Annotated in this window: 21 protein-coding genes and 3 pseudogenes; 6 read left to right on the top strand and 18 right to left on the bottom strand. The window is 68.9% G+C overall.

The genetic code is table 11. The features are described from left to right. Positions 1-7 precede the first annotated feature (7 nt). A complete protein-coding gene (locus tag AB5L52_RS01460; RefSeq protein ID WP_369362329.1) occupies positions 8-2041 on the bottom strand; it encodes a proton-conducting transporter membrane subunit in 2034 nt (677 codons plus the stop codon). Next, on the bottom strand, positions 2038-2520 hold the full coding sequence (locus AB5L52_RS01455) for an NADH-quinone oxidoreductase subunit B family protein (RefSeq protein WP_369362327.1): 483 nt from the start codon (positions 2518-2520) through the stop codon (positions 2038-2040). The genes AB5L52_RS01460 and AB5L52_RS01455 overlap by 4 nt, the downstream gene beginning before the upstream one ends. Before the next feature lie 249 nt (positions 2521-2769). Between AB5L52_RS01455 and AB5L52_RS01450 the strand changes: the two genes are divergently transcribed. Then, on the top strand, positions 2770-3945 hold the full coding sequence (locus AB5L52_RS01450; protein ID WP_369368782.1) for a permease: 1176 nt from the start codon (positions 2770-2772) through the stop codon (positions 3943-3945). A gap of 34 nt (positions 3946-3979) precedes the next feature. On the opposite strand, the pseudogene AB5L52_RS01445 reads toward AB5L52_RS01450, so the two are convergent. Together AB5L52_RS01445 and AB5L52_RS01440 are read right to left on the bottom strand one after the other, a co-directional pair. Beyond that, positions 3980-4753: pseudogene (locus tag AB5L52_RS01445) on the bottom strand (alpha-L-rhamnosidase C-terminal domain-containing protein); the annotation flags it as partial. Positions 4754-4842: 89 nt separating this feature from the next. Then, entirely contained in the window at positions 4843-5247 is a 405-nt protein-coding gene (locus AB5L52_RS01440) for a hypothetical protein (protein WP_369362326.1), read from the bottom strand. 245 nt (positions 5248-5492) lie between these two features. Between AB5L52_RS01440 and AB5L52_RS01435 the strand changes: the two genes are divergently transcribed. Then, positions 5493-6632 (top strand): IS630 family transposase, encoded by a 1140-nt coding sequence (locus tag AB5L52_RS01435; protein ID WP_369368781.1) that lies wholly within the window; start codon positions 5493-5495, stop codon positions 6630-6632. 69 nt (positions 6633-6701) lie between these two features. Here AB5L52_RS01435 and AB5L52_RS01430 read toward each other — a convergent pair whose 3' ends face one another. Continuing rightward, a complete protein-coding gene (locus AB5L52_RS01430; protein WP_351571366.1) occupies positions 6702-6899 on the bottom strand; it encodes a hypothetical protein in 198 nt (65 codons plus the stop codon). A 690-nt stretch (positions 6900-7589) separates the two neighbouring features. On the opposite strand from AB5L52_RS01430, the gene AB5L52_RS01425 reads away from it, so the two are divergent. From AB5L52_RS01425 to AB5L52_RS01415, 3 genes are read left to right on the top strand one after another with little or no spacing between them, the layout of a single operon-like run. Continuing rightward, the gene (locus tag AB5L52_RS01425; RefSeq protein ID WP_351028631.1) at positions 7590-7916 is read left to right on the top strand and encodes a PadR family transcriptional regulator; all 327 of its coding nucleotides are present in this window, start codon (positions 7590-7592) and stop codon (positions 7914-7916) included. Then, positions 7913-8269, top strand: coding sequence for a DUF1048 domain-containing protein (locus AB5L52_RS01420; RefSeq protein WP_351571369.1), 357 nt, complete (start codon positions 7913-7915; stop codon positions 8267-8269). The genes AB5L52_RS01425 and AB5L52_RS01420 overlap by 4 nt, the downstream gene beginning before the upstream one ends. 1 nt (position 8270) lies before the next feature. Beyond that, positions 8271-8597 (top strand): DUF1048 domain-containing protein, encoded by a 327-nt coding sequence (locus AB5L52_RS01415; RefSeq protein ID WP_351571371.1) that lies wholly within the window; start codon positions 8271-8273, stop codon positions 8595-8597. Positions 8598-8645: 48 nt separating this feature from the next. On the opposite strand, the gene AB5L52_RS01410 is transcribed toward AB5L52_RS01415, so the two are convergent. The 10 genes from AB5L52_RS01410 to AB5L52_RS01365 form a co-directional block, all read right to left on the bottom strand. After that, the gene (locus tag AB5L52_RS01410) at positions 8646-9062 is read right to left on the bottom strand and encodes a hypothetical protein (RefSeq protein WP_369362325.1); all 417 of its coding nucleotides are present in this window, start codon (positions 9060-9062) and stop codon (positions 8646-8648) included. Then, positions 9059-9616, bottom strand: coding sequence for a hypothetical protein (locus tag AB5L52_RS01405; RefSeq protein ID WP_369362323.1), 558 nt, complete (start codon positions 9614-9616; stop codon positions 9059-9061). Before AB5L52_RS01405 ends, AB5L52_RS01410 begins: the two co-directional genes overlap by 4 nt. Positions 9617-9760: 144 nt before the next feature. Beyond that, the gene (locus AB5L52_RS01400; RefSeq protein ID WP_369362322.1) at positions 9761-9898 is read right to left on the bottom strand and encodes a hypothetical protein; all 138 of its coding nucleotides are present in this window, start codon (positions 9896-9898) and stop codon (positions 9761-9763) included. Between the two features lie 234 nt (positions 9899-10132). Beyond that, positions 10133-10972 carry an RNA polymerase sigma factor WhiG gene (whiG, locus tag AB5L52_RS01395; protein ID WP_351028614.1) on the bottom strand — a complete coding sequence of 280 codons (840 nt, stop codon included), beginning with the start codon at positions 10970-10972 and terminating at the stop codon, positions 10133-10135. Positions 10973-11199: 227 nt separating this feature from the next. Next, positions 11200-11751 carry an RNA polymerase sigma factor gene (locus AB5L52_RS01390; RefSeq protein WP_369362320.1) on the bottom strand — a complete coding sequence of 184 codons (552 nt, stop codon included), beginning with the start codon at positions 11749-11751 and terminating at the stop codon, positions 11200-11202. Beyond that, entirely contained in the window at positions 11752-11970 is a 219-nt protein-coding gene (locus tag AB5L52_RS01385; protein WP_369362318.1) for a hypothetical protein, read from the bottom strand. 199 nt (positions 11971-12169) lie between these two features. Continuing rightward, positions 12170-12403 carry a hypothetical protein gene (locus AB5L52_RS01380; RefSeq protein ID WP_369362317.1) on the bottom strand — a complete coding sequence of 78 codons (234 nt, stop codon included), beginning with the start codon at positions 12401-12403 and terminating at the stop codon, positions 12170-12172. After that, positions 12400-13029, bottom strand: a complete 630-nt coding sequence (locus tag AB5L52_RS01375) for a hypothetical protein (RefSeq protein ID WP_369362316.1) — start codon at positions 13027-13029, stop codon at positions 12400-12402. Before AB5L52_RS01375 ends, AB5L52_RS01380 begins: the two co-directional genes overlap by 4 nt. Further along, on the bottom strand, positions 13026-13529 hold the full coding sequence (locus AB5L52_RS01370; RefSeq protein WP_351571397.1) for a hypothetical protein: 504 nt from the start codon (positions 13527-13529) through the stop codon (positions 13026-13028). Before AB5L52_RS01370 ends, AB5L52_RS01375 begins: the two co-directional genes overlap by 4 nt. A gap of 76 nt (positions 13530-13605) precedes the next feature. Then, positions 13606-14823 carry an integrase gene (locus AB5L52_RS01365; protein WP_369362315.1) on the bottom strand — a complete coding sequence of 406 codons (1218 nt, stop codon included), beginning with the start codon at positions 14821-14823 and terminating at the stop codon, positions 13606-13608. 876 nt (positions 14824-15699) lie between these two features. Between AB5L52_RS01365 and AB5L52_RS01360 the strand changes: the two genes are divergently transcribed. Then, positions 15700-16146: a hypothetical protein gene (locus AB5L52_RS01360; RefSeq protein ID WP_351028580.1), complete on the top strand. Its 447-nt coding sequence runs from the start codon at positions 15700-15702 to the stop codon at positions 16144-16146. A 145-nt stretch (positions 16147-16291) separates the two neighbouring features. On the opposite strand, the gene AB5L52_RS01355 is transcribed toward AB5L52_RS01360, so the two are convergent. From AB5L52_RS01355 to AB5L52_RS01345, 3 genes and pseudogenes are all read right to left on the bottom strand, one after another. Further along, positions 16292-16573 carry a hypothetical protein gene (locus AB5L52_RS01355; protein ID WP_351028577.1) on the bottom strand — a complete coding sequence of 94 codons (282 nt, stop codon included), beginning with the start codon at positions 16571-16573 and terminating at the stop codon, positions 16292-16294. Positions 16574-16734: 161 nt separating this feature from the next. Then, a pseudogene (locus AB5L52_RS01350) lies at positions 16735-17250 on the bottom strand (response regulator transcription factor). 1 nt (position 17251) lies between these two features. Continuing rightward, positions 17252-18296 (bottom strand): annotated as a pseudogene (locus tag AB5L52_RS01345) (sensor histidine kinase); the annotation flags it as partial. Between the last annotated feature and the right edge of the window lie 432 nt (positions 18297-18728).

Here is an 18728-nt window from a genome sequence, read left to right as displayed (position 1 = left end):
CACGCCCTCACCAGCCCACCGCCAACGCCAGCAGCAGGACGACCAGGCCGGTGAAGCCGTAGCCGAGATAGAGGTGGACACTGCCGCCCGCCAGCCGCCTGGCCGCCCGGCCCACACGCGCCAGAAAGCCGAGCACGGGGGCGTACAGCCGGTGCTCGATCCGGTCGGGCACCCGCTGCCGGAAGCGCACCCGTGCCACCAGGTACGCCGACTCGCGTACCGGGGTGACATCCACGGCCTGCTCGGGCGCGAGGACGTCGTCGAAGACCCGCCGCAGCGGCTCGGCGAACGAGGTCGCCGTGTACGTCATGCGCGGCGTCGGAGCCCCGCCCCCGCAGTCCCACAGCCGGGCCTGCACACGGCGCCGGCGGCGGCCGTAGAGCCGGGGCAGGCCGGTGGCCGAGAGGAACGCGGCGGTGAGCGCGGCCACCACCCACAACGGCGACAGCGTGGCGGAGATGCCGGCCAGCCCGACCCGCAGCCCACCATCGGTGAGGGCTCCGCTGCCCGGCAGCCCGACCGCGCCGACGGCCCGGTCGAGGCCGCCGCCCAGCAGACCCGGCGCCACCGCGAGTGCCACGACTCCTGCGGCGAGCAGAGCCATCCCGGCGAGCATCAGGGGCGGCGCCTCGCACGCCGATGCCGCGCGCTCGTCACGTGGCCGGGCGAAGAAGCCGACACCGAGCGCCTTCACGAACACCGCGGCCGCGACACCGGCCGACAGCGCGATCAGCGCCACCGACAGGGGCAGCACCACGGCCATCGCGACGCCGGGCACCGCCACCCCGTGGATGAGGCCCTGCAGCAGTAGCCACTCACTGATGAAACCGTTGCCGGGCGGCAGAGCCACCGCGCCGAGCGCGGCCAGCGCGAAAAATCCGGCAGTGACGGGCATCCGGGAGCGCAATCCGCCGAGGCGATCCAGATCGCGCAGACCGGTGGACCGCAGGACGGATCCCGCCGTACAGAACAACAGGGCCTTGAAGGCGGCATGGTTGACCACATGCAGGAGCGCCGCCGCCAGCACCAGCGCGGCCAGTGGCCGGTCGCCGTGGGAGGCGAACAGCCCGCACGCGCCGACGCCGATGAGGACCAGGCCCATGTTCTCGCTGCTCGAATACGCCACCAGCCGCTTCAGGTCGGAGGCCATCGCCGCCTGCAGGATGCCGTACACGGCACTGGCCCCGCCCACCGCCAGCAACCCCAGCCACCACCACGCCGGACCGCCACCCAGCAGATCGAGCCCGGTGCGCACCAGGCCGTACACACCGAGATTGACCATCGCGGCGCTCATCAACGCCGCGACGGGACTGGGCGCTTCGGGATACGCCCGCGGCAGCCAGGCGTGCAGCGGCACCGCTCCCGCCTTCGATGTGCACGCCGACGCCACCAGCACGAACACCAGACCCCGCACGGCCGGCGAGATGCCGTGCGCACCTGCCCGCAGCTCGGCGAAGGTCTCCCCGCCGGCCCGGGCGGCGAACAGCGCGAGCCCGGTCAGCAGCAACACGAACCCGAGATGGGTCATGACGGCGTACCAGACGCCGGCCTGCCGTACCGAGCGGCGCCGCCGGTGCTCGGCCAGCACCAGCAACAGCGAGCCGAGCGCCATCCACTCCCACAGCACCAGGAACGTGGACACCGACGCCGCCACCGGCACGAGCAGCAGACTGAGCGCGAACAACGGCAGCACCGCCTGCGCCGTCCGCGAGCCGAGCCCCGGCATGTCCTGCCCGGCCGCGTATCCGATGCCGTACACCGCGACCGCGGCCACGACGGCCCCCGCCACCGCCATGAACAGACCCGCCAGCGCGTCCACCGCCACATGCGCCCCGGCCGGCGGCATCAGCCCCGAGTAGTCGGCCCTCCACCGTCCTCCGTTCAGTGCGGCCACCCCCGCCGTGCCACCCGCCACCCCCACACCGGCCGTCAGGACCCCGACGACCCAGACGCGCACGCGGTACGGCAGCCCGAGCCCCGCCAGCGCGCCCGCGCCGCCCAGCGCGACGGCCGTCGCGAGGGCAGCCGGAATCGCACTCACCGTCCGGTCACTGTCCTGAGCGCCGCCACGATCGCCGCTGGCTCCGGCGGGCACCCCGGCACCGCCAGATCCACCGGTACGACCTCGCCGACCGCGCCCTCGACGCCGTACCCGCCGACGAACTCCCCGCAGTCGACCGCGCAGTCCCCGACCGCCACCACCAGCCGCGGCTCGCCCATCGCGGCGACCGTACGGCGCAGCGGCTCGGCCATGTTCCGGGTCACCGGGCCGGTCACCAGCGCCACGTCCGCGTGCCGGGGCGAGGCCACCAGTCGCGCCCCGTACCGCTCGGCGTCGTACACCGGGTTGAACGCGGCGGCGATCTCGATCTCACAGCCGTTGCACGACCCCGCGTCCACACAGCGGACCTGCACCGAGCCGCCCAGCTGCCGCGCCCGCTCGGGCATGTCGCCCTGCGGACGTGGCGGCGCGGCTTCGGCGACCCGCCCGATGGTGCGGATCTTGCGCAACAGGCCCATGAACGTCTCCCGCGTGGTGGTGAGGACTTCCGCACCGCATCAACAAGGTCACCGGCGTCCGGAGTTACGACGCTTTTCCTGTGTTTTGCCGGGTTTCTGGAGACTTTGCCGCCGGGAAACCGTTCCGGGTGAAACGCAACCGGCGGCCATTCCTGTGTGCGCACACTGGTGGCCGACCCGGAGGGCGGCTCCCCGGCCATGGGCGTGTCCGTCGGCCGCACACCGCACCTTGAAGGGAAGGTTTCACAGATGCACGCCGTATTGCACGCGCTGTCGATCACCGGGTCCATGACCTGGGAGATCACCTGGGCCCTGATCCTGGGCTTCGCCCTGTCCGCCGTCGTCCAGGCCGTGGTCCGCAAGGCCACCGTCGTCGCTCTGCTCGGCGACGACCGGCCCCGGACCCTCGCCGTCTCCGCCGGGCTGGGCGTGGCGTCCTCTTCCTGCTCCTACGCCGCGGTGGCGCTGGCCCGCTCGCTGTTCCGCAAGGGCGCGAACTTCACCGCCGCGATGGCCTTCGAGATCGCCTCCACCAACCTCGTCGTTGAACTCGGCGTCATCCTGGCACTTCTGATGGGCTGGCAGTTCACGGCCGCCGAGTTCGTCGGCGGCCCCATCATGATCGTCGTGCTGGCCGTCCTCTTCCGGCTGTTCCTGCGCGCGGGACTGCTGCGCCAGGCACGCGCACAGGCGGACCGGCGCCTTGCCGGATCGATGGAGGGCCACGCCGCGATGGACATGTCGGTGCGGCGCGACGGCTCCTTCGCCGACCGGCTGTTCTCCCGGGAGGGTTTCACCGCCACCAGCCATGTGTTCGTCATGGAATGGGCGGCGATCCTGCGCGACCTGGTCGCCGGCCTGCTCATCGCCGGTGCCATCGCCGCCTGGGTCCCGGACTCGTTCTGGCGCGGCTTCTTCTTCGACGGCCACCCGCTCGCTGCCACGCTGTGGGGTCCCCTCGTCGGCCCGTTGGTGGCGATGGCCTCGTTCGTGTGCTCCATCGGCAACGTGCCGCTCGCGGTGGTGCTGTGGAAGGGCGGCATCAGCTTCGGCGGCGTGGTGGCGTTCATCTTCGCCGACCTGCTGATCCTGCCGATCCTCGCCATCTACCGGAAGTACTACGGCGCGAGGATGGCCGCCTTCCTCCTCGGCACCTTCTACCTCGCCATGGTCATCGCGGGTTACCTCGTGGAGTTCGTCTTCGGCGCCCTCGGCCTGATCCCCGACCAGGCCGACGCCAAGCTCCCCATGGAAGGCGTCAGCTGGAACTACACCACCTGGCTCAACATCGCCTTCCTCGTCCTGGCTGCCGTGTTCCTGGTGCGGTTCCTGCGCACCGGAGGTGCGGCCATGTTGCGCATGATGGGCGGCCCACCCGAAACGGGCCACGACCATGGTGACCACATGCGGCACGGATACCACTGAGGGGCGCTGGAGAGCGGCCCCCTCGCCGGGCAGGTCAGGTGAGGGATGCCGTCAGCTCGTAGTGCCCCGAGGACAGCCGGTACGAGGCGGTGCCGTCCGTGCGGCCCAGGTACCGGACGCCCTGGACGCGGGACAGGGGAGTGCGGCCCTCGCGGACGGAGGACGGGTCGGTGGTGGGGACGGACAGGGTCGCCGTGCTGTTGGCGGGGACCGTCGCCCGGTAGGTGAGCGTCCGGTGCTCGGTCCGCCACTCGCTGACGATCTCCCCGTACGGCGAGACATGCGAGCCGGAGACATGGGTGATCTTCCCGGTCGTGCCGAGGTGCGGCCGCAGGAAGAAGTGGCGGAACCCGGGGCCGGCCGGGTCCATGGCGATGCCGGCCATGCTCTCGTACATCTACTCCATGATCGCGCCGTAGGAGTAGTGGTTGAACGAGTTCATTGCGACCGCGCCGAAGCCGTCCGGCTGGGAGCGGGAGTTCCAGCGCTCCCAGACGGTGGTGGCACCCTTGTCGACCGAGTACAGCCAGGACGGCATGGCGTTCTGGTGGAGCAGCTGGTAGGCGAGGTCGGCGTGGCCCTCGTCGGTGAGGACAGGGGCGAGGACGTTGACGCCGAGGAAGCCGACGGAGAGGGTGTTCTCGGCGTACAGGACGCGCGTGCTGTCGGGGTGGGCCGCCTTGTAGGCGGCGTCGTTGCCGATGTTATCGGCGAGCAGCGTCACCAGTTGGCGTCACTGGGCCTCGGTGTCGTAGAAGCCGATTTTGAGCACCCACAGCAGTGCGGTCTGGGAGTTGTCCCCGGTCTTGGTGATGCCGACGCCAGGCTCGTCGCCTACCCCGGTGACAGCGCCCGGCTGACTCCCGAGTGGGACCGCAGACCGCAGTCCCTCACCGTCTACACCGGCATCGCCGGCCAGGCACGGCGCTCGGCGCGTACGAGGCGTACGTCAACGGCCGTCCCGTCCGTGCTCAGCAGCCCGGTCTCGAAGAAGGCGACGGGTGCGTCGGAAACAGCCCGCCCATCCTCGTCACGGACCTGGACCGTCCAGAAGTAACGGGTCGAGGGTCGCAGTGCCTGGCCCGCGTACGGTATGGCGACCGAGTCCGCCGAGGTGACAGGGCCGCTGTCCCATACATCGGCTCGACCGCAGTGCAGCCGGTCGGCCGTGGTGGCCACCAGGATCCGGTACGCGCTCTGCCGACGGCCGCGGACCGCGGAGACCATGCGCCGGCCGAACCTCGGCCGCGCCGCGTCCACGCCCAGCGGGTTCGTGCGGTTTTCGACCGTCAGCCCTTCCACTCCCGTGCCCCCTGCGACCGGTACGGCCGCCCGCGCCGTACCCGCTCCGCCCAGCCCTCCCGCGACGACGTGCCCTGTCTCTTCGGCAGAACGAGTTTGTATCGATTCAACTCGTCGGCCGATGAAGCTAGTGGCGGATGTGGCGTCTGTCTACCGATCTAGTGCCGCATCAAGCTACGTTTGCCCTGTCGTGATGTGTCGCCCAGTTGCTGCGCCGGGAAGCGCCAGCCAGCCAGAATGATCACGTGGCTGTACGCGTGCGGGTGCGGGAGATTGATGACGACGAGGGCAGGCGGTTGCTGCGGATCATCCGCGGAGGCACTGGTTCGGTGGTGACTTGGCGGCGGGCTCAGATGGTGCTGTTATCCGCGCAGGGACGGCCGGTGGCGAAGATCGCCGAGGTGACGTTCACCAGTCCGGACCGGGTCCGCGATGTGCTCCACAACTTCAACGCTGACGGCTTCGACTCGCTTTATCCCAAGTATAAAGGTGGCCGGCCAAAGACCTTCACCCTCCCGGAACGCCGGGAGATCAAGAAGATCGCCAAGTCGAAGCCGGCCGAGCACGGCCTGCAACTCTCGGCCTGGAGCCTGGCCAAGCTGGCCGACTTCCTGGTCGCCGAGGGGGTGGTCGACGACATCAGCCACGAGGGCCTTCGGGTCCTGCTCCGCGAGGAGGGCGTCTCGTTTCAACGCGTGAAGACCTGGAAGAACTCACGTGACCCGGACTACTCAGTCAAGAAGGCCCGTGTCGAGCACCTGTACGCGATCGCCGACGGTGAGGTCATGCCCGAGGAAGGCGAGCCCGAAGTCGTCTTCTGCGTGGATGAGTTCGGGCCGCTCAACCTCCAGCCGCACCCCGGCCGGCACTGGGCCGAACGCAGCGGCAGACACAAGGACCCAGGCCGCGATCCCCGGCCCCGGCCCCGGCGCCGGGCGACCTACACCCGCCCGCACGGGGTCCGGCACCTGTTCGCCGCCTACGGCCTGGCCAAAGACCAGCTCTACGGGCACATCAAGAAGACCAAGAACAGGTCGAAGTTCCTGGAGTTCTGCCGTTACCTGCGCTCGCTGCACCCGATGGACGTACGCATTGCGATCGTCTGCGACAACTACTCACCACACCTGACGACGAAGCGGTGTCAGCGAGTCGGGACGTGGGCGGTGGCGAACAACGTGGAGATCGCCTACACCCCGACCAACAGTTCGTGGCTCAACCGGATCGAGGCGCAGTTCACCGCCCTGCGCTACTTCGCGCTGGATGGCACCGACCACGCCAGCCACAAGGAGCAGGGAAGCATGATCCGCCGCTACATCATCTGGCGGAACAAGCATGCCGCCGACGAACGCCTCCGCGAGGTCGTGAACAGGGCAAACGTTGCTTGATGCGGCACTAGTAATTGAAACCGTTCAAAATCGAAGGACTCGCCTCCAGCGGCCCGTCCCGCCGGTCGGTCAGTGGCGGAGTCGCTCGGCCGCGGCGAACAGCGCACAGGCGAACATGATCAGGATGAAGCTGGCGAAGGCGTCGTAGCCGTCGAAGAACGACAGCCGCTGCACCAGACCCACCTGCCAGTGGGTGAACTCCTGCACCAGACCCAACACACCTTGCACCAGAGCGATGAACCCGGCTGCTTCCAGGACCTTCTTCATGCATCCGATCCTGCCCGCGGGTGCGCCCTCGCCCCATCGGCCGTGCGTCGAGACGGCACCACCGAAAGTGCGCGCCTCGGGTGCGGCAAGCCTTCCAAAGTCGATCCCACCGCAACTTCGGTCGCACGAAGGCTCCCGAGCCCGTCATCGAACGGCGTGGTGATCGGAAATCCGGGGGCCTCTGGTGGCGAGACCTTCCATACTGACGGTCGCACTGGTGACCAGGCCGCGGGTGGGCGGCTGGCCGGTCCTCGGCCCTCAGCCTCAATTCCTCCAGCGGCGGCGGCACTTCGGTGTCGGCGGGATACGCGAACTCCCGCAGCCGTACGGTGAGCAGACCGTTGTGGTGGTCGTTCTCGACTTGATCTCCACCTGGTACGACGTGACGTCGCGGAACCATGCAGCCCGTCGGCGACGGCGGCATTGAGCCGACGCATCGACCGGCTCTTCAGGACGACATCCGGGACCGACTGTCCGGACACTTCCCCGTCAAGTTCAGCTTGTTGACGTGAAACGGCCCACCCGTCAGCTCAACCGATGACCGGGTTGCAGCGTTCGACGAAACCCGGTCCCTCGCCGAACCTTCCTTCGGCCCGCGGGTGCCGGAGATGTTGCCGTTCCACTACTCGGTGATACTGTATAGTGGTACTCGGTAACACGTAGTACTGGCCAGGCTGAGGAGCACCCGCGATGGAAGACCTGACGGAGATGTTGAAGGGCACGCTCGAAGGGTGCGTGCTCGAAATCATCGGCAGCGAGGAAACCTACGGGTACGCCATCACCCGCCAGCTGAACGAGCTCGGCTTCACCGACGTCATCGAGGGGACGGTGTACACCATCCTGCTGCGGCTGGAGAGGAACGGGCTCGTCCAAGTGACGAAACGGCCATCCGGGGTCGGTCCGCCGCGCAAGTTCTACGCGCTCAACGACGCCGGACGCGAGGAACTCGCGAAGTTCTGGGCGAAATGGCAGTACGTCTCATCACGCATCGACAGGCTCAAGGAGGGCGGGAGATGAACTTCTGGGAGAAGGTCACAGGCAGCGATCTCACCAGGGAATGGAAGGCGTTCGAAGCCCGGGCCGAGGCCCTGCCGGACGATTACCGGGCGGCGTGGGCACAGATCATCGCCCGCCTCTTCCCCTACGGGGACTTCACCGGCCGCAACCTGATGCCGATCGTCGACGCCGCCCTGGGGCTGCTCGAAGTAGCAGCGGCGGACGGGCAGAGCGTCCACGAGGTGCTCGGTGACGACGTCCGGGGCTTCTGCACCGCGCTGGCCGGCGGAACAGGGGCCCGGACTTATCGCGACCGGTGGCGCGAGCAGTTGAACAGGAACATCGCAAGGAAATTGAGCCGGCTGGGAGGCTGACGTGAGCATCCAAGACATCATCGAAGGCAAGAAACAGTGGCGGGCCCACCTGGCCCGGGTCAAGGCGCTCCCGCCGGACTACCAGATCGTCTACAAGGAGATGCAGAAGTACCTGTTCAAGGTCGGACCAATCAGTCTGCCCGACGGACCCCTCCTCCCTGGAATCGTCGACTTCTTCGAGGAGGGCGTCGCCGCGGGCAAGGGAGTTTTGGAACTCATCGGCACCGACGTCGCCGCGTTCTGCGACGACCTGATCAAGGACTTTCCCACCTACGCGGATGCCTACCAGGAATCCATTAGCGAGGAACCCGGCGCGGCCAGGAAGTGACAGCCGCCGGACCGGTTCGCGACACCGCCGGTTCCACCACGGCGGGGTTCATGGCGTCGTCTGCGTCGGCAGCACGCGCACAATCGCATGTGCACGCTGGTCGGCGAGCTGCAGGTGCAGGTGGCTGTTCTCCACCGTGACCCGGTGCAGCGCACCCACCAGCGCCTCGACATCAGCTTTGAGCTGGGTGATCTCCTGCGCGTCGGCTGCCCTGAGCTCCTTGAGCCGCCGGACCTGCCGGCGCAGACGCCGCTCGCTGTCCGGCGTCCCTCCCCGGGCCCGGACCTGCTCGTAGAACTCCGCCTTCAGGTCGGTGTGCCGCTGGGTGAGGGCGTTGCGGGGGACTTTGGCCTCAAGCGCGAGTGCGACGATGGTCAGCGCGCCGTTGGAGTGCTCGGCTCGGCCGGCCAGGATGCGGTCCATTGCCGTGCGAATGCGCTCGCGTTCGTCGGGGGCTGGGCTCATGAGGTTGGCTCCTGCGCGTGGATGCGGTCGTGCTCGTGGCGGTCGGCCAGCGCTCGCAGATGCGCGGCGCGGCGGGCGAGGCGGTCGGCGAGGGGGCTGGGAACCGCCTCGGAGGCGGCCTGCTTCTCCAGGGCCTGGGCGTACTGAAGAAGCTGGGCGGCATGGTGGTCGGTGCGCGCGACGTTCGCGCACGACGGCCGGCAGCGGTCCAGCCGCGGCGCGTCATCGGCGTCCAGGCGGTGACACAAGGCTCGATCCCGGTTGTAGACGCACATCAGGAAGGACCGCGGGTTGTCGTAGCCGGTCAGGGCCGGGTTGCCGAGGATGTCGCGGGCCTGGCGGTGGGTGCGGATCGACCCTGCGAAGGCCGGCGCCTGCGCCGCGGCGTGGATCGCGCGGCGCGCGTCCGGACCGGAGGTGCGCACCCCGCGGGCGAGGTCGTCGCGGCGGGTGGTGAGGGTGTCGGCGGTGGCCCGGGCGGTTTCGATGTCCAGCAGCTGGTGGATGCCATCTCGGCCGCGGGCGGCGTCCCCGCCGCTGACTGCGGTGCGCATGTGCCCGTACTGGATGGCCAGCGCCACCAGGCCGCCCGGGCGGCGTGCGATGTGCCAGGCCAGGGTGCGGCGGAACCGGGCCAGACCGATCGCGCCGTGCGGATCGTCGGGGATGACCTCGCTTTCCCGCCCCAGGCTGGAGGCTCATGCGATGAAGGCCTCGATGCGCGAGCGCAGCCCCGAACAACGAAGGGAGGTCGTGCTGGGCGTGGGGGTATTCACGAAGGTGTGCGTGGACGCGTCGAACAGCAGCTCTTCGGCCGGGGCGATCTTCTCCAGCACGCGGATCGCCCTCACCACTGGAGGGATCGCGACCCATGGGACCTCGCGCAGGCGCCCGGCGGAGGGGATGTATTCCAGCCCTGCGCTATTCCCCCTCCCTCCCATCTCTCCCTGGTGCCATGCATCCGGATGGCGACGTAACTCGGCCCGGTCTCACCCAGTAGGCCAACGTCGCTCCGTTGGAGCGCCTTCCGGTGTCTCTGAATTGAGGTCCGTTCAGGTCAGCAATGTTCTTCAGCGTCCGACATCGGCCAGCTTCGCTCTGAGCTGCAGTACGGCCTTGGTGTGGATCTGGCTGACCCGGCTCTCCGTAACACCGAGGACATTCCCGATCTCAGCGGGCGTGAGGCCCTCGTAGTAGTAGAGCGTGACGACGGTCTTCTCGCGCTCGGGGAGGGTGTTGATGGCGCGCGCGAGCAGCCGCCGCAGTTCGCGATCCTCGGCCACCTCCACGGGGTTGTCCGCGGCGGTGTCCTCCAGTGTGTCCATCAGGCTCAGCTGGTCGCTGCCCTCGCCGCCGGCGTGCAGCAGTTCCTCCAGCGCGACCACGTTGGCCAGCGACAACTGGCTGAGCACTGCATGCAGTTCATCGACCTCCATGCCCAGCTCCGCGGCGACCTCGCCCTCGTTCGGCGTGCGCCGCAGCCGCGCCTCCAGAGTGGCGTACGCCCGCTCCACGATCCGTGCCTTCTGCCGCACCGAGCGCGGGATCCAGTCCAGCGCCCGCAGCTCGTCGATCATCGCGCTCCGGATCCGGGTGATCGCGTACGTCTCGAACTTGATCTCGCGGCCGATGTCGAACTGCTCGATCGCGTCGATGAGCCCGAAGACTCCGGAGGAGACGAAGTCCGCCTGCTCGACGTTGGGCGGCAGCCCGACGCTCATCCGGCCCGCGACGTACTTCACCAGTGGCGAGTAGTGCAGGATCAGCTGCTCCCGCAGCCGCTCGTCGCCCGTCGCCTTGTACGACCGCCACAACTCGTCGAGCGACGAGGGAGCGGGCGGCCGCACGCTGCTGCGGGCAGCCGGTGAGGCAGGTGACCGCACGTCGAGCGCAGTGGTGCCTGGCGCCATGGTCCGAACGGATGAGGTAGCTGCTGCCCGAGCCGCTGTGCGATCCGCACGCGCAAGAGGTGTTGTCGAGTCGTGCCTGAGTTGTTTCTTCAGCCCAGCCAGGGATGCTTCGGTCTCCGCTGGTGACACTGCCTGAGCCAGCGCCACCTCAGTCGCGCGCAGCATGGCCCGGACCGGGTCGTACTCCGTCGGCGGGAGGGAATCAGCCGGCTCCTGCTGGTGTTTCGTCACTGCTGCCCTCCGCCCTCTCCGTTGAGCAGACCCAACTGCTTCAGTTTGACCGAAAGCGGCTCCAGCTTGCGACGTGCCTTGCTCAGCTGTACCCGCACAGTTGAGGGGTCGATCCCCAGCATGTCGCCAACCTCAGCAGTGGGGATACCGGCCAGGTAGTAGAGCGCCATCACCTCGCGTTGGCGAGCAGGGAGGCTCGCGATCGCTGTGCACACGTGAAGAAAGCCTTCCTTCACATCCATGAGCCCGGCCAGGTCTGGGCCATGCGTCGACGACTCGGCGTCGTCGAGGGGTGCAGTGCCCGAGTGACGACTGCACACTTTGATCGCTTCGCGTATCACGGTCCTGGTGAGCCACGGACCCCAGGTCCGCACGGGGTCGGCGTCCGGGTTGTTGATGCGGCGCCAGCACTGAACGAATGTTTCCTGTACGGCGTCGGACGCCAGAGCGTGCTGGGCGCCACACACCAGGGAGGCTCTAGCGAGCAGCGGCCGATGCCACTCTCGGTACACCGCGTCGAACTCCTCCTCGAAAAATTGTCCGGGCATTCATTCCTGCTCGCTGTCGGGGAGCCGTACGGCCCAAGAGACACCGTCCTCGTCGGTGACCTCAACGGAACCTCCGCCGGAGGAGAGCTGATGCAGGACGACCTTCAGCGTTTCGCGTCGGACCGCCTCGCGGATCCAGTAGGCGTAGGCACGTGCTGCGATCCCGGCTGCGGCACTGGCACCGGTCGCCAGGCACGCCCACCCCCAGGCTGTGAGCACCGTTGTGTCCTTTCTTCCATCCCGCTCGCGCCGGGAAGCCCCCGACATCCTGTAGGAGGGAAGCGACCTGGAAAACGCGTAGGCGGAGTACCAGGAAATCGAGGAGTCACCCGATCGAGCGGCGATCTGCACGCCTGTCCGATATTCACAGTGAATGACTTGGAGGTGCCTGGGCATGGCGGCAGCCGAGTACACGCGATCACGGGTCCAGGGGAGCCGTGTTCTCGCTGTCATCCTCATCATCCGAGATTCGGACAGCGAGGTACTCGGCCCAGTCACGTCTGGCGTAGGCGACCCAGCGGAGCGCGGTGTGTCGGTGCATCCCGGTCACATCGGCGAGGATCGAGCTGGGGAGATCAGCGGCGAGGGCGGCCAGTGCCCCGTTGCGCGCGGTGCGAACCAGGATGCCGTGCCGGTTGAGTTTCTGGGTCATGCCGTGCGTCGAGATCGGCTTGCCCGGGACCATGCCCGGGAAGAGCCACTGAGGACCTGGGTGGGCTCGCGAGAGCTGCGGCCGCAGTTGGGGCTGTTCGGCAAGTTGCCGAAGGAACTCGGCGAGCCGTGGAGGCAGCAGGACGGGGTGCTCGGGATGGAGGGGACGGTCAGTTCGCGGGTGAGCCGGCGGCTCGTGGTCCATTGCAGGAAGTAGCGGATCAGGTAGCGCCGCTGGCTGGTGGCCCCGGCGGTCCAGTCGTCGAGGTGCTCCTGGGCGAGGTCGGCGAGGGCCAGTCCGCGTTGGTCCATCCAGGCCAGCAAGTCAAGGGCGACGCTGACGCGGCGCCGCAGGTCGCGGTCGGCGGAGGCAGGATGGCGGCGCATGGCGGCCCGCTGGCGGGCGTGTCGGAGCAGGAACCAGTGCAGGAAGGGACGGGCGAGGCTGGCGTGCGCGGTCGGCTTGTCCGCGAGCTCGTGCTCCAGCCAGCCCGGGATGCGTTCGAGGTCCTCATTGCGTTCCTCCAACACCCCTGTGCATACGAGGAGTTGGCGAATGGAGCGCTGGTTCCGGCTGGGCGGGAGCTCGTCCAGCAGTTCGTGGCTGAGCGTGTGGCCTTCGGTCACGAGCTGGGCGAGGAGCTCGGTGTTCGGACTCTCCTTGAGCCACTGGATGGCGGGGAACGGTGAGGGAGCTCCGCCAGCGCGGCCGCGAGCGGTTCCTCGTAGGTGTAGGCCAGTTCGCGGCCCGGTGTCCACGCGAACCGCTGGGCCATCGCCTCCCGCACCGGCTGCGCCAGCCGCCCATCCTGCTGCAGAAGGCCGGCCACGATGGAGTATTTGGTGTACCCGGTCGTGGTCGGCGGCAGGCTCAGCCGCCACGCATTCCAGTGCGCCGTCGACAGCCGGTCCATGTCCTGCGGCACCTGGTCCAGCTCGCTGAGGAACTCCGCGAAGGGCCGAACCACGTACCAGCTCGCCTCGCTGGTCCACACGCTGTCCCAGCCCCCGCCCGGGGCGCACTGGGCTGCGAACAGCACGGCCAGCGACCGCTTCAACGGCCCGGGGACAGTGAACGTGCCGAAGTCGTAGCGGCGCACCCGGCCCTGCTGATCCCGTTGGGTCACCGCCAGGCCGTCGTGCTCCAGGGCCTCCGGCCGCTGGTGCGGGGTGTCGGGCAGGGCGGCCGCGCAGCGCAGCGGCTCACCGGGCCGCCAGCTTGTCGTCCTGGTCCTGAATACCCTCGCTCTCTCTCGCCAGCCGCGAGAACACCGACGTCAGCGCCCCTTCGGAGATCGGACCGTCGGCCGGCTGGAAGTCGGCCAGCAGAGACCGCAGCTGCAGGTCCGCGACCGGAGCGAGATAGATGTGCTTCGTGGTCGCCAGCTGGGCGTGGCCGAGCAGGTCCTGCACCATCCGCCACGGATCGCCGTAGAGCAGCCGGAAGTCCCGCCGCTCCTCCGGCGTCAGGCCCATGCGCCGGTCCATGACGTGGTTGAGGACGACGAGCATGACCAGCGCGAAGCTGTGCCGGGCCATGTGCGGGGTGCAAAACGGCGGCTCGCTCATCACCGGCTCCAGCACGCTTTCGCACCGATCGTTCGCCGTCCGGAACACGCCCTCCCGGAACGCCGTGTGGAACGGCAGCCCGGCCTCGTTCAGCCACAGCCACAACGGCTCCGGACCGGCCGGGCCCTCGATGGACAAACTCATCCGCTCATCCACCGTCGCCTCCGTCAGGGGCGTCTGACCCACCAGGCCGTCCTGGTCCCTCCAGTGAAGCAGCCGCCGACGCCGGCCCGTCTCGTGCGTGACCAGCCGCATCGGCAGCCGTCGTACCGACCCGCCGCCTGCACGCGCCGCACCACCCGGGCGCGCGACGACTCCACGCACCCCGACCTCTCCGACCACGACAGAGGAGGCATAGAACGTGCGCGCCCGTTTCGACTTCGTCACCACCCGCGCCAGACGCCCCGCGTAGTACTGGCCGCCCTCCAGCTCGTGACGCGGAATCTCCAGCGTCAGCGGCGAGGCCCCCTCCGTCAGACGCACCCCGGTGGAGAACAGCAGGTCAGGGAAGGCTGCGTTGCGGTCGGCCAGCCGTCCCGCCCCCCCGGCGTCCGGCTGCGCGTTCGCGTCGTGGCCGCGCAGTCCCACCTCCACCCAGCGGCGGAAGGCGCGCGGCGTCAGCCGGTGCACCTCGCTGGTGCGCGCGTTCTTCGCCCGCGGCGCCGGCACCAGCACGACCTCGCTGGTCCGGCCGGTGACCGTACGCATGAGCACCGGGCTCGCCAGCACGTACTCGCGCTGTACCGCCCACTCATACAGCCGCGCGAGCGCGGCCAGTCCCCGGTTCCACCATGCCCCGCCGAACGGCAAGGATTCCGCGGCGAGCGGGTCCGCCAGTCCTCGAAGTCCCACAGATCGTCCGCCGACGCGTCGCTCCACCACTTCCCGCGACCCCCCCAGGAAATCGAAGAACAGGCAGTAGTCGTCCGTGTAGTTGCGCTTCGTCTCCTGCGCGAGACCGGCGAACGACGATCGGCACAGATACCGGCTCAGTACCTCGTCGATCCGGTAGTCCGGAGAAAGGAGAATCGGATCCCAGGATGAATCCCAACGCGATCCTCACGTACGGCCAGGTCCCCCCACCCAGCCAGAACAGGCACCCGATCCCCCGCCACCCGGCGAGCTGCCGGCACCCAGAACCTACGCCAACCCAACACTCATCCACCCCTGCTTGATCCGCTTCAACACGCCGATCCAACAGGGAAGACGACGGCGGTGATCAGGTCCGCACAGACCCCCGAGGCCACCGTCGAGCGGCGCAGTTCGACGTAGTCGAGCAGTTCCGGCCCCCGGTTCTGGATTGAACAGTTCCTGCAGCGCGTCCTCCGCCGCGTCCTGGACGATGGCGACATGGCGACGCAGCCATTGCGGTGACTTCCGGCATTCCTGGGCGGCCCCCGGGAGGAACGGTCCGCTGTTCCAAGGTTCGCTCGACTGTGGAAGCCGTAGGTCGGCCGGCGGTGACGGGGCCGGTCGGCGGGCGGCAACTCTGCTTCTGCTCAAGCGAGTTCGTGTGGGGTGCCTATGCGCTGTCTCCCGCTGAGCGGTGCCGCGCAGGCGTGGTGCGGGTTCAGGGTGTCGAGGGTTGGCGAGTGGGTGGAAGCGCATCGCGCCGATAAACCGACACGGTATATGGAGGGCGCGCGATCCCACATCATCACAAATCAGGCATTTATGCTCACACCGCGTCGCCATTCCGGCTTCGCATCGGCAAGAAAGGGTCGAATCATGCGCAAGTTTCAACGTGCTGCCGTCGTAGTCGCAGCGGTCGCGGGGCTGTCCGCCCTCGGTGCCGGCGTCAGCTTCGCCGGCGGCTACGGCGCCCCTCCGCAGGCCACCGCCGTGGCGAACTCGCAGGCCACTGCCGTGGCCGTGGGGGGCGGCACCGCGGTAGCCAACTCGCAGGCCACTGCCGTGGCTGTCGGGGCTCCGTACGCTCGACCTCACTATGCCCCGCAACCGGCTCCTTACGGAGGGGGTCAGTACGGCGATGACTGCGGACCGGGGCAGTACGGCGGTGGGCAGTACGGCGACGGGCAGTACGGAGGTGGCCAGTACGGCGACGGGCGCTACGGCGACGGGCAGAACGGTGGCGGGCAGTACAGCGACGGGCAGAACGGCGGCGGGCAGTACCCGGGTGGGCAGTACCCCGGTGGGCAGCGCGCCGCTCAGTAGGTTCCCGAGGTCTGGCGCCCGGCGGGCCGTCCGGATCGCCGGCGTCGCTCATCGTGCGTGTGTGATGTCACCGCGCACGTAGCCTGACGCGTTCTGGCGTCGGGGGTGCTGTACCGCCCCCGACGCCAGTCGCCGTCCAACTCGCCTAGAAGGCGCTGTTGTTGCAGCCCATGGCCGAGCCGATGTGGGTGTCCTGCGCGCCCGGGTCGCCCTCGCCGTTGATCAGGTTGCCGCCCAGGCCGTTGAGGATTCCGACCTCGCCGAGGACGTCGAGATTCAAGTCGTGAGACCTGCAGTTGGAGCTCTGCAGGACCTGATTGCCCCCGTGCTCGCCGCCTTGGCCGCCGGCGTGAGCGGTGCCGGCGGTCAGGAGTCCGGCGCTACCGAGCGCGGCTACCAGGACGGCAACTTTGCGAACCTTGTTCATGTCAACTCCGATGGAAGTGGCGTGGATGTGATCTGTGACCGATCAACTCCTTGCAGTTATCGAAGATTATGTGAAATGCCTCTAAAGTGGACGGTGGCGCGCCGATTTCTTGATCTCTTGGCGCGGAACGCCCTAAAAGGGTACAGATAATATGAATTGAGTCATCTCTGTGGGGCGTGGGCCAGATAGGCCAGGACGGCGAGGACTCTGCGGTGGCCGCTGTCGCTCGGGGGGAGGCCCAGCTTCAAGAAGACGTTGCCGATGTGTGTGGACCGCGCGTTCGGTGACCACCAGGTCCTTGGCAATGGTCGCGTTGTCGCGGCCCTCCGCCACGAGCTTCAGCACCTCCCGCTCGCGCGGGGTCGGAGGTATCCGATGCCGCCGGCCCCACCGGTCAGCAACTCGGTGGCGTACGACTCCTCGACGTACTGCGAGAGCACCAGCAGCAGCACCGGCAGTCCGGGAAGCCGCTCGCGTGCCTCGAGCGCGGCGCGCAGGCCCTCGTCGCGTTAGCTCGGTGGCATCCGTACGTCGAGGACGGTGGCGTCCGGCCGGTGCTCCAAGACCGCGGGCACGATCTCGGGCCCGGTTCCGGCCGCGGCCACGACCTCGTGTCCGGCCGAGGTCCGCAGCAGCACCAATCCCTCCCGCAGCAGGGCGTTGTCCTCTGCGATCACACAGGCACGGCAGCTCCACTTCGATCACGGTCGGCCCTCCGACAGGGCTGGACGCCTCCATGGTCCCGTCCAGCGCGGCGCCGCGCCGCCGCATGCCCAGCAGCCCCGAGCCGCCGGCCTCGTCGGCGCCGCCCCTGCCCTCGCCGCTGGCCCGCACCCGCAGACCACGCCGGACGCGGGCGAGCCGGACCTCGGCACGGGACACGCCACCGTACTTGGCGACATTGGTCAGCGATTCGCCCACCACGAAGTAGGCAGCCGCCTCCACGGCCGCGGGCGCTCGCACGCCCTCGCCCAGGCCGCCGTCGTCCACGGTGACCTCCAGTCGGCTGCTCGCCGTCAGTGCACTCACCGCGCCGACGAGGCCGCGGTCGGTGAGGATCGGCGGGTGGATGCCGCGCACGACACGGCGTAGCTCCGCCAACGCCTTCCCGGCCTGTTCCTGCGCCTCGTCGAGCAGCTTGCGCGCGGCCTCGGGGTCGCGGTCGTAGGCGCGTTTGGCGAGCCCGTTCCGCACGGACAGCGCCACGAGGTGCGCCTGTGCCCCGCCGTGCAGGTCCCGTTCGATACGGCGCAGTTCGGCGCCTTGCGCGGCGATCGCGTCGGCGCAGGTCGCGGCCAGTTCCTCCACCCGGGCGGTCAACCGCGCCTGCGGGGACGGCTTGAGCAGGGCGGTCGACCAGTCGGCCTCCAGATCCGCGAGCCGCACGATCAGCGGCAGCACGATCGCCTCGCGCCGCAGCAGCCCGCACCACACGCCGTCGACTACCAGCCCCAATGACCACGACCATCCAGCGCAGGTCGGTGCGCGTGCCGGGATCCTGGACGGCCTTGCCGAAGCACTCACGCACGGTCCCTGTGAGGGGCTGGTAGACCTCGGGGATCCGTACGCCGGTCCACGCGGTGGTCAGGCTCCGCTTGGCGCCCGCGATCCGCCTCACCAGCAACACGGTCTCGGGGAGCAACCAGGCGCCGATCACCGCCACCGTGCCGGTCGCGGTGATCAAAGGAAAAACCCCCATGAAGCCGAAGTCCGCGTTCGCCACCGTGAAGTCGTTCGTCGCCGATCTGCTGTTCCGGTCATCCTTTGCCGCCAGGCTGGCGGCCGGCATGGGAGCCGGTGCCGTTTTCGACGGAACGGAGAAAAGCGCAGCGATGTCCGACGGCATCGCCGTCTCGCTGGTGACAGGCTCACGCATCGCGAAGAAGCCCAGGATCAAGGCGTTCCTGTCGACACGGCCGGTGCTGTGGTTCCTGTTCCTGTTCAACGGCGCTGTAGCCGCGGTCTCCTGCTTCACCATGGACGGTGCGAAGGGCATCGCGACTGCCGCGGCCATGGGCCTGGTTGCGCTGGGCGCGGCCGGCGGCCTCGTGGCGAGCCGCCGAAGGACTGCTCCGTGACGGCGTCGAATCCGCCCTGCGGCGGGGGCTCCGCATGCGGCCGTCTCCCGATGGAGCCGGCGCACCCCGGCCCAGGG

Origin of the sequence: Streptomyces sp. CG4 (assembly GCF_041080655.1) — a bacterium.
Taxonomy (GTDB): domain Bacteria; phylum Actinomycetota; class Actinomycetes; order Streptomycetales; family Streptomycetaceae; genus Streptomyces.
The sequence above is the reverse complement of the archived record's forward strand: the minus strand, read 5'-3'. Positions and strand labels throughout refer to the sequence as shown.

Excerpts from the sequence above, each read along its gene's own strand:
- AB5L52_RS01390 (WP_369362320.1), bottom strand. The coding sequence starts at position 11,751 with ATGCCCGGACAATTTTTCGAGGAGGAGTTCGACGCGGTGTACCGAGAG.
- AB5L52_RS01380 (WP_369362317.1), bottom strand. The coding sequence starts at position 12,403 with ATGACCCAGAAACTCAACCGGCACGGCATCCTGGTTCGCACCGCGCGC.
- AB5L52_RS01355 (WP_351028577.1), bottom strand. The coding sequence starts at position 16,573 with ATGAACAAGGTTCGCAAAGTTGCCGTCCTGGTAGCCGCGCTCGGTAGC.
- AB5L52_RS01450 (WP_369368782.1), top strand. The coding sequence starts at position 2,770 with ATGCACGCCGTATTGCACGCGCTGTCGATCACCGGGTCCATGACCTGG.
- AB5L52_RS01420 (WP_351571369.1), top strand. The coding sequence starts at position 7,913 with ATGAACTTCTGGGAGAAGGTCACAGGCAGCGATCTCACCAGGGAATGG.
- AB5L52_RS01360 (WP_351028580.1), top strand. The coding sequence starts at position 15,700 with ATGCGCAAGTTTCAACGTGCTGCCGTCGTAGTCGCAGCGGTCGCGGGG.
- AB5L52_RS01455 (WP_369362327.1), bottom strand. The coding sequence starts at position 2,520 with ATGGGCCTGTTGCGCAAGATCCGCACCATCGGGCGGGTCGCCGAAGCC.
- AB5L52_RS01410 (WP_369362325.1), bottom strand. The coding sequence starts at position 9,062 with ATGAGCCCAGCCCCCGACGAACGCGAGCGCATTCGCACGGCAATGGAC.
- AB5L52_RS01430 (WP_351571366.1), bottom strand. The coding sequence starts at position 6,899 with ATGAAGAAGGTCCTGGAAGCAGCCGGGTTCATCGCTCTGGTGCAAGGT.
- AB5L52_RS01425 (WP_351028631.1), top strand. The coding sequence starts at position 7,590 with ATGGAAGACCTGACGGAGATGTTGAAGGGCACGCTCGAAGGGTGCGTG.
- whiG (WP_351028614.1), bottom strand. The coding sequence starts at position 10,972 with ATGGCGCCAGGCACCACTGCGCTCGACGTGCGGTCACCTGCCTCACCG.
- AB5L52_RS01405 (WP_369362323.1), bottom strand. The coding sequence starts at position 9,616 with ATGCGCACCGCAGTCAGCGGCGGGGACGCCGCCCGCGGCCGAGATGGC.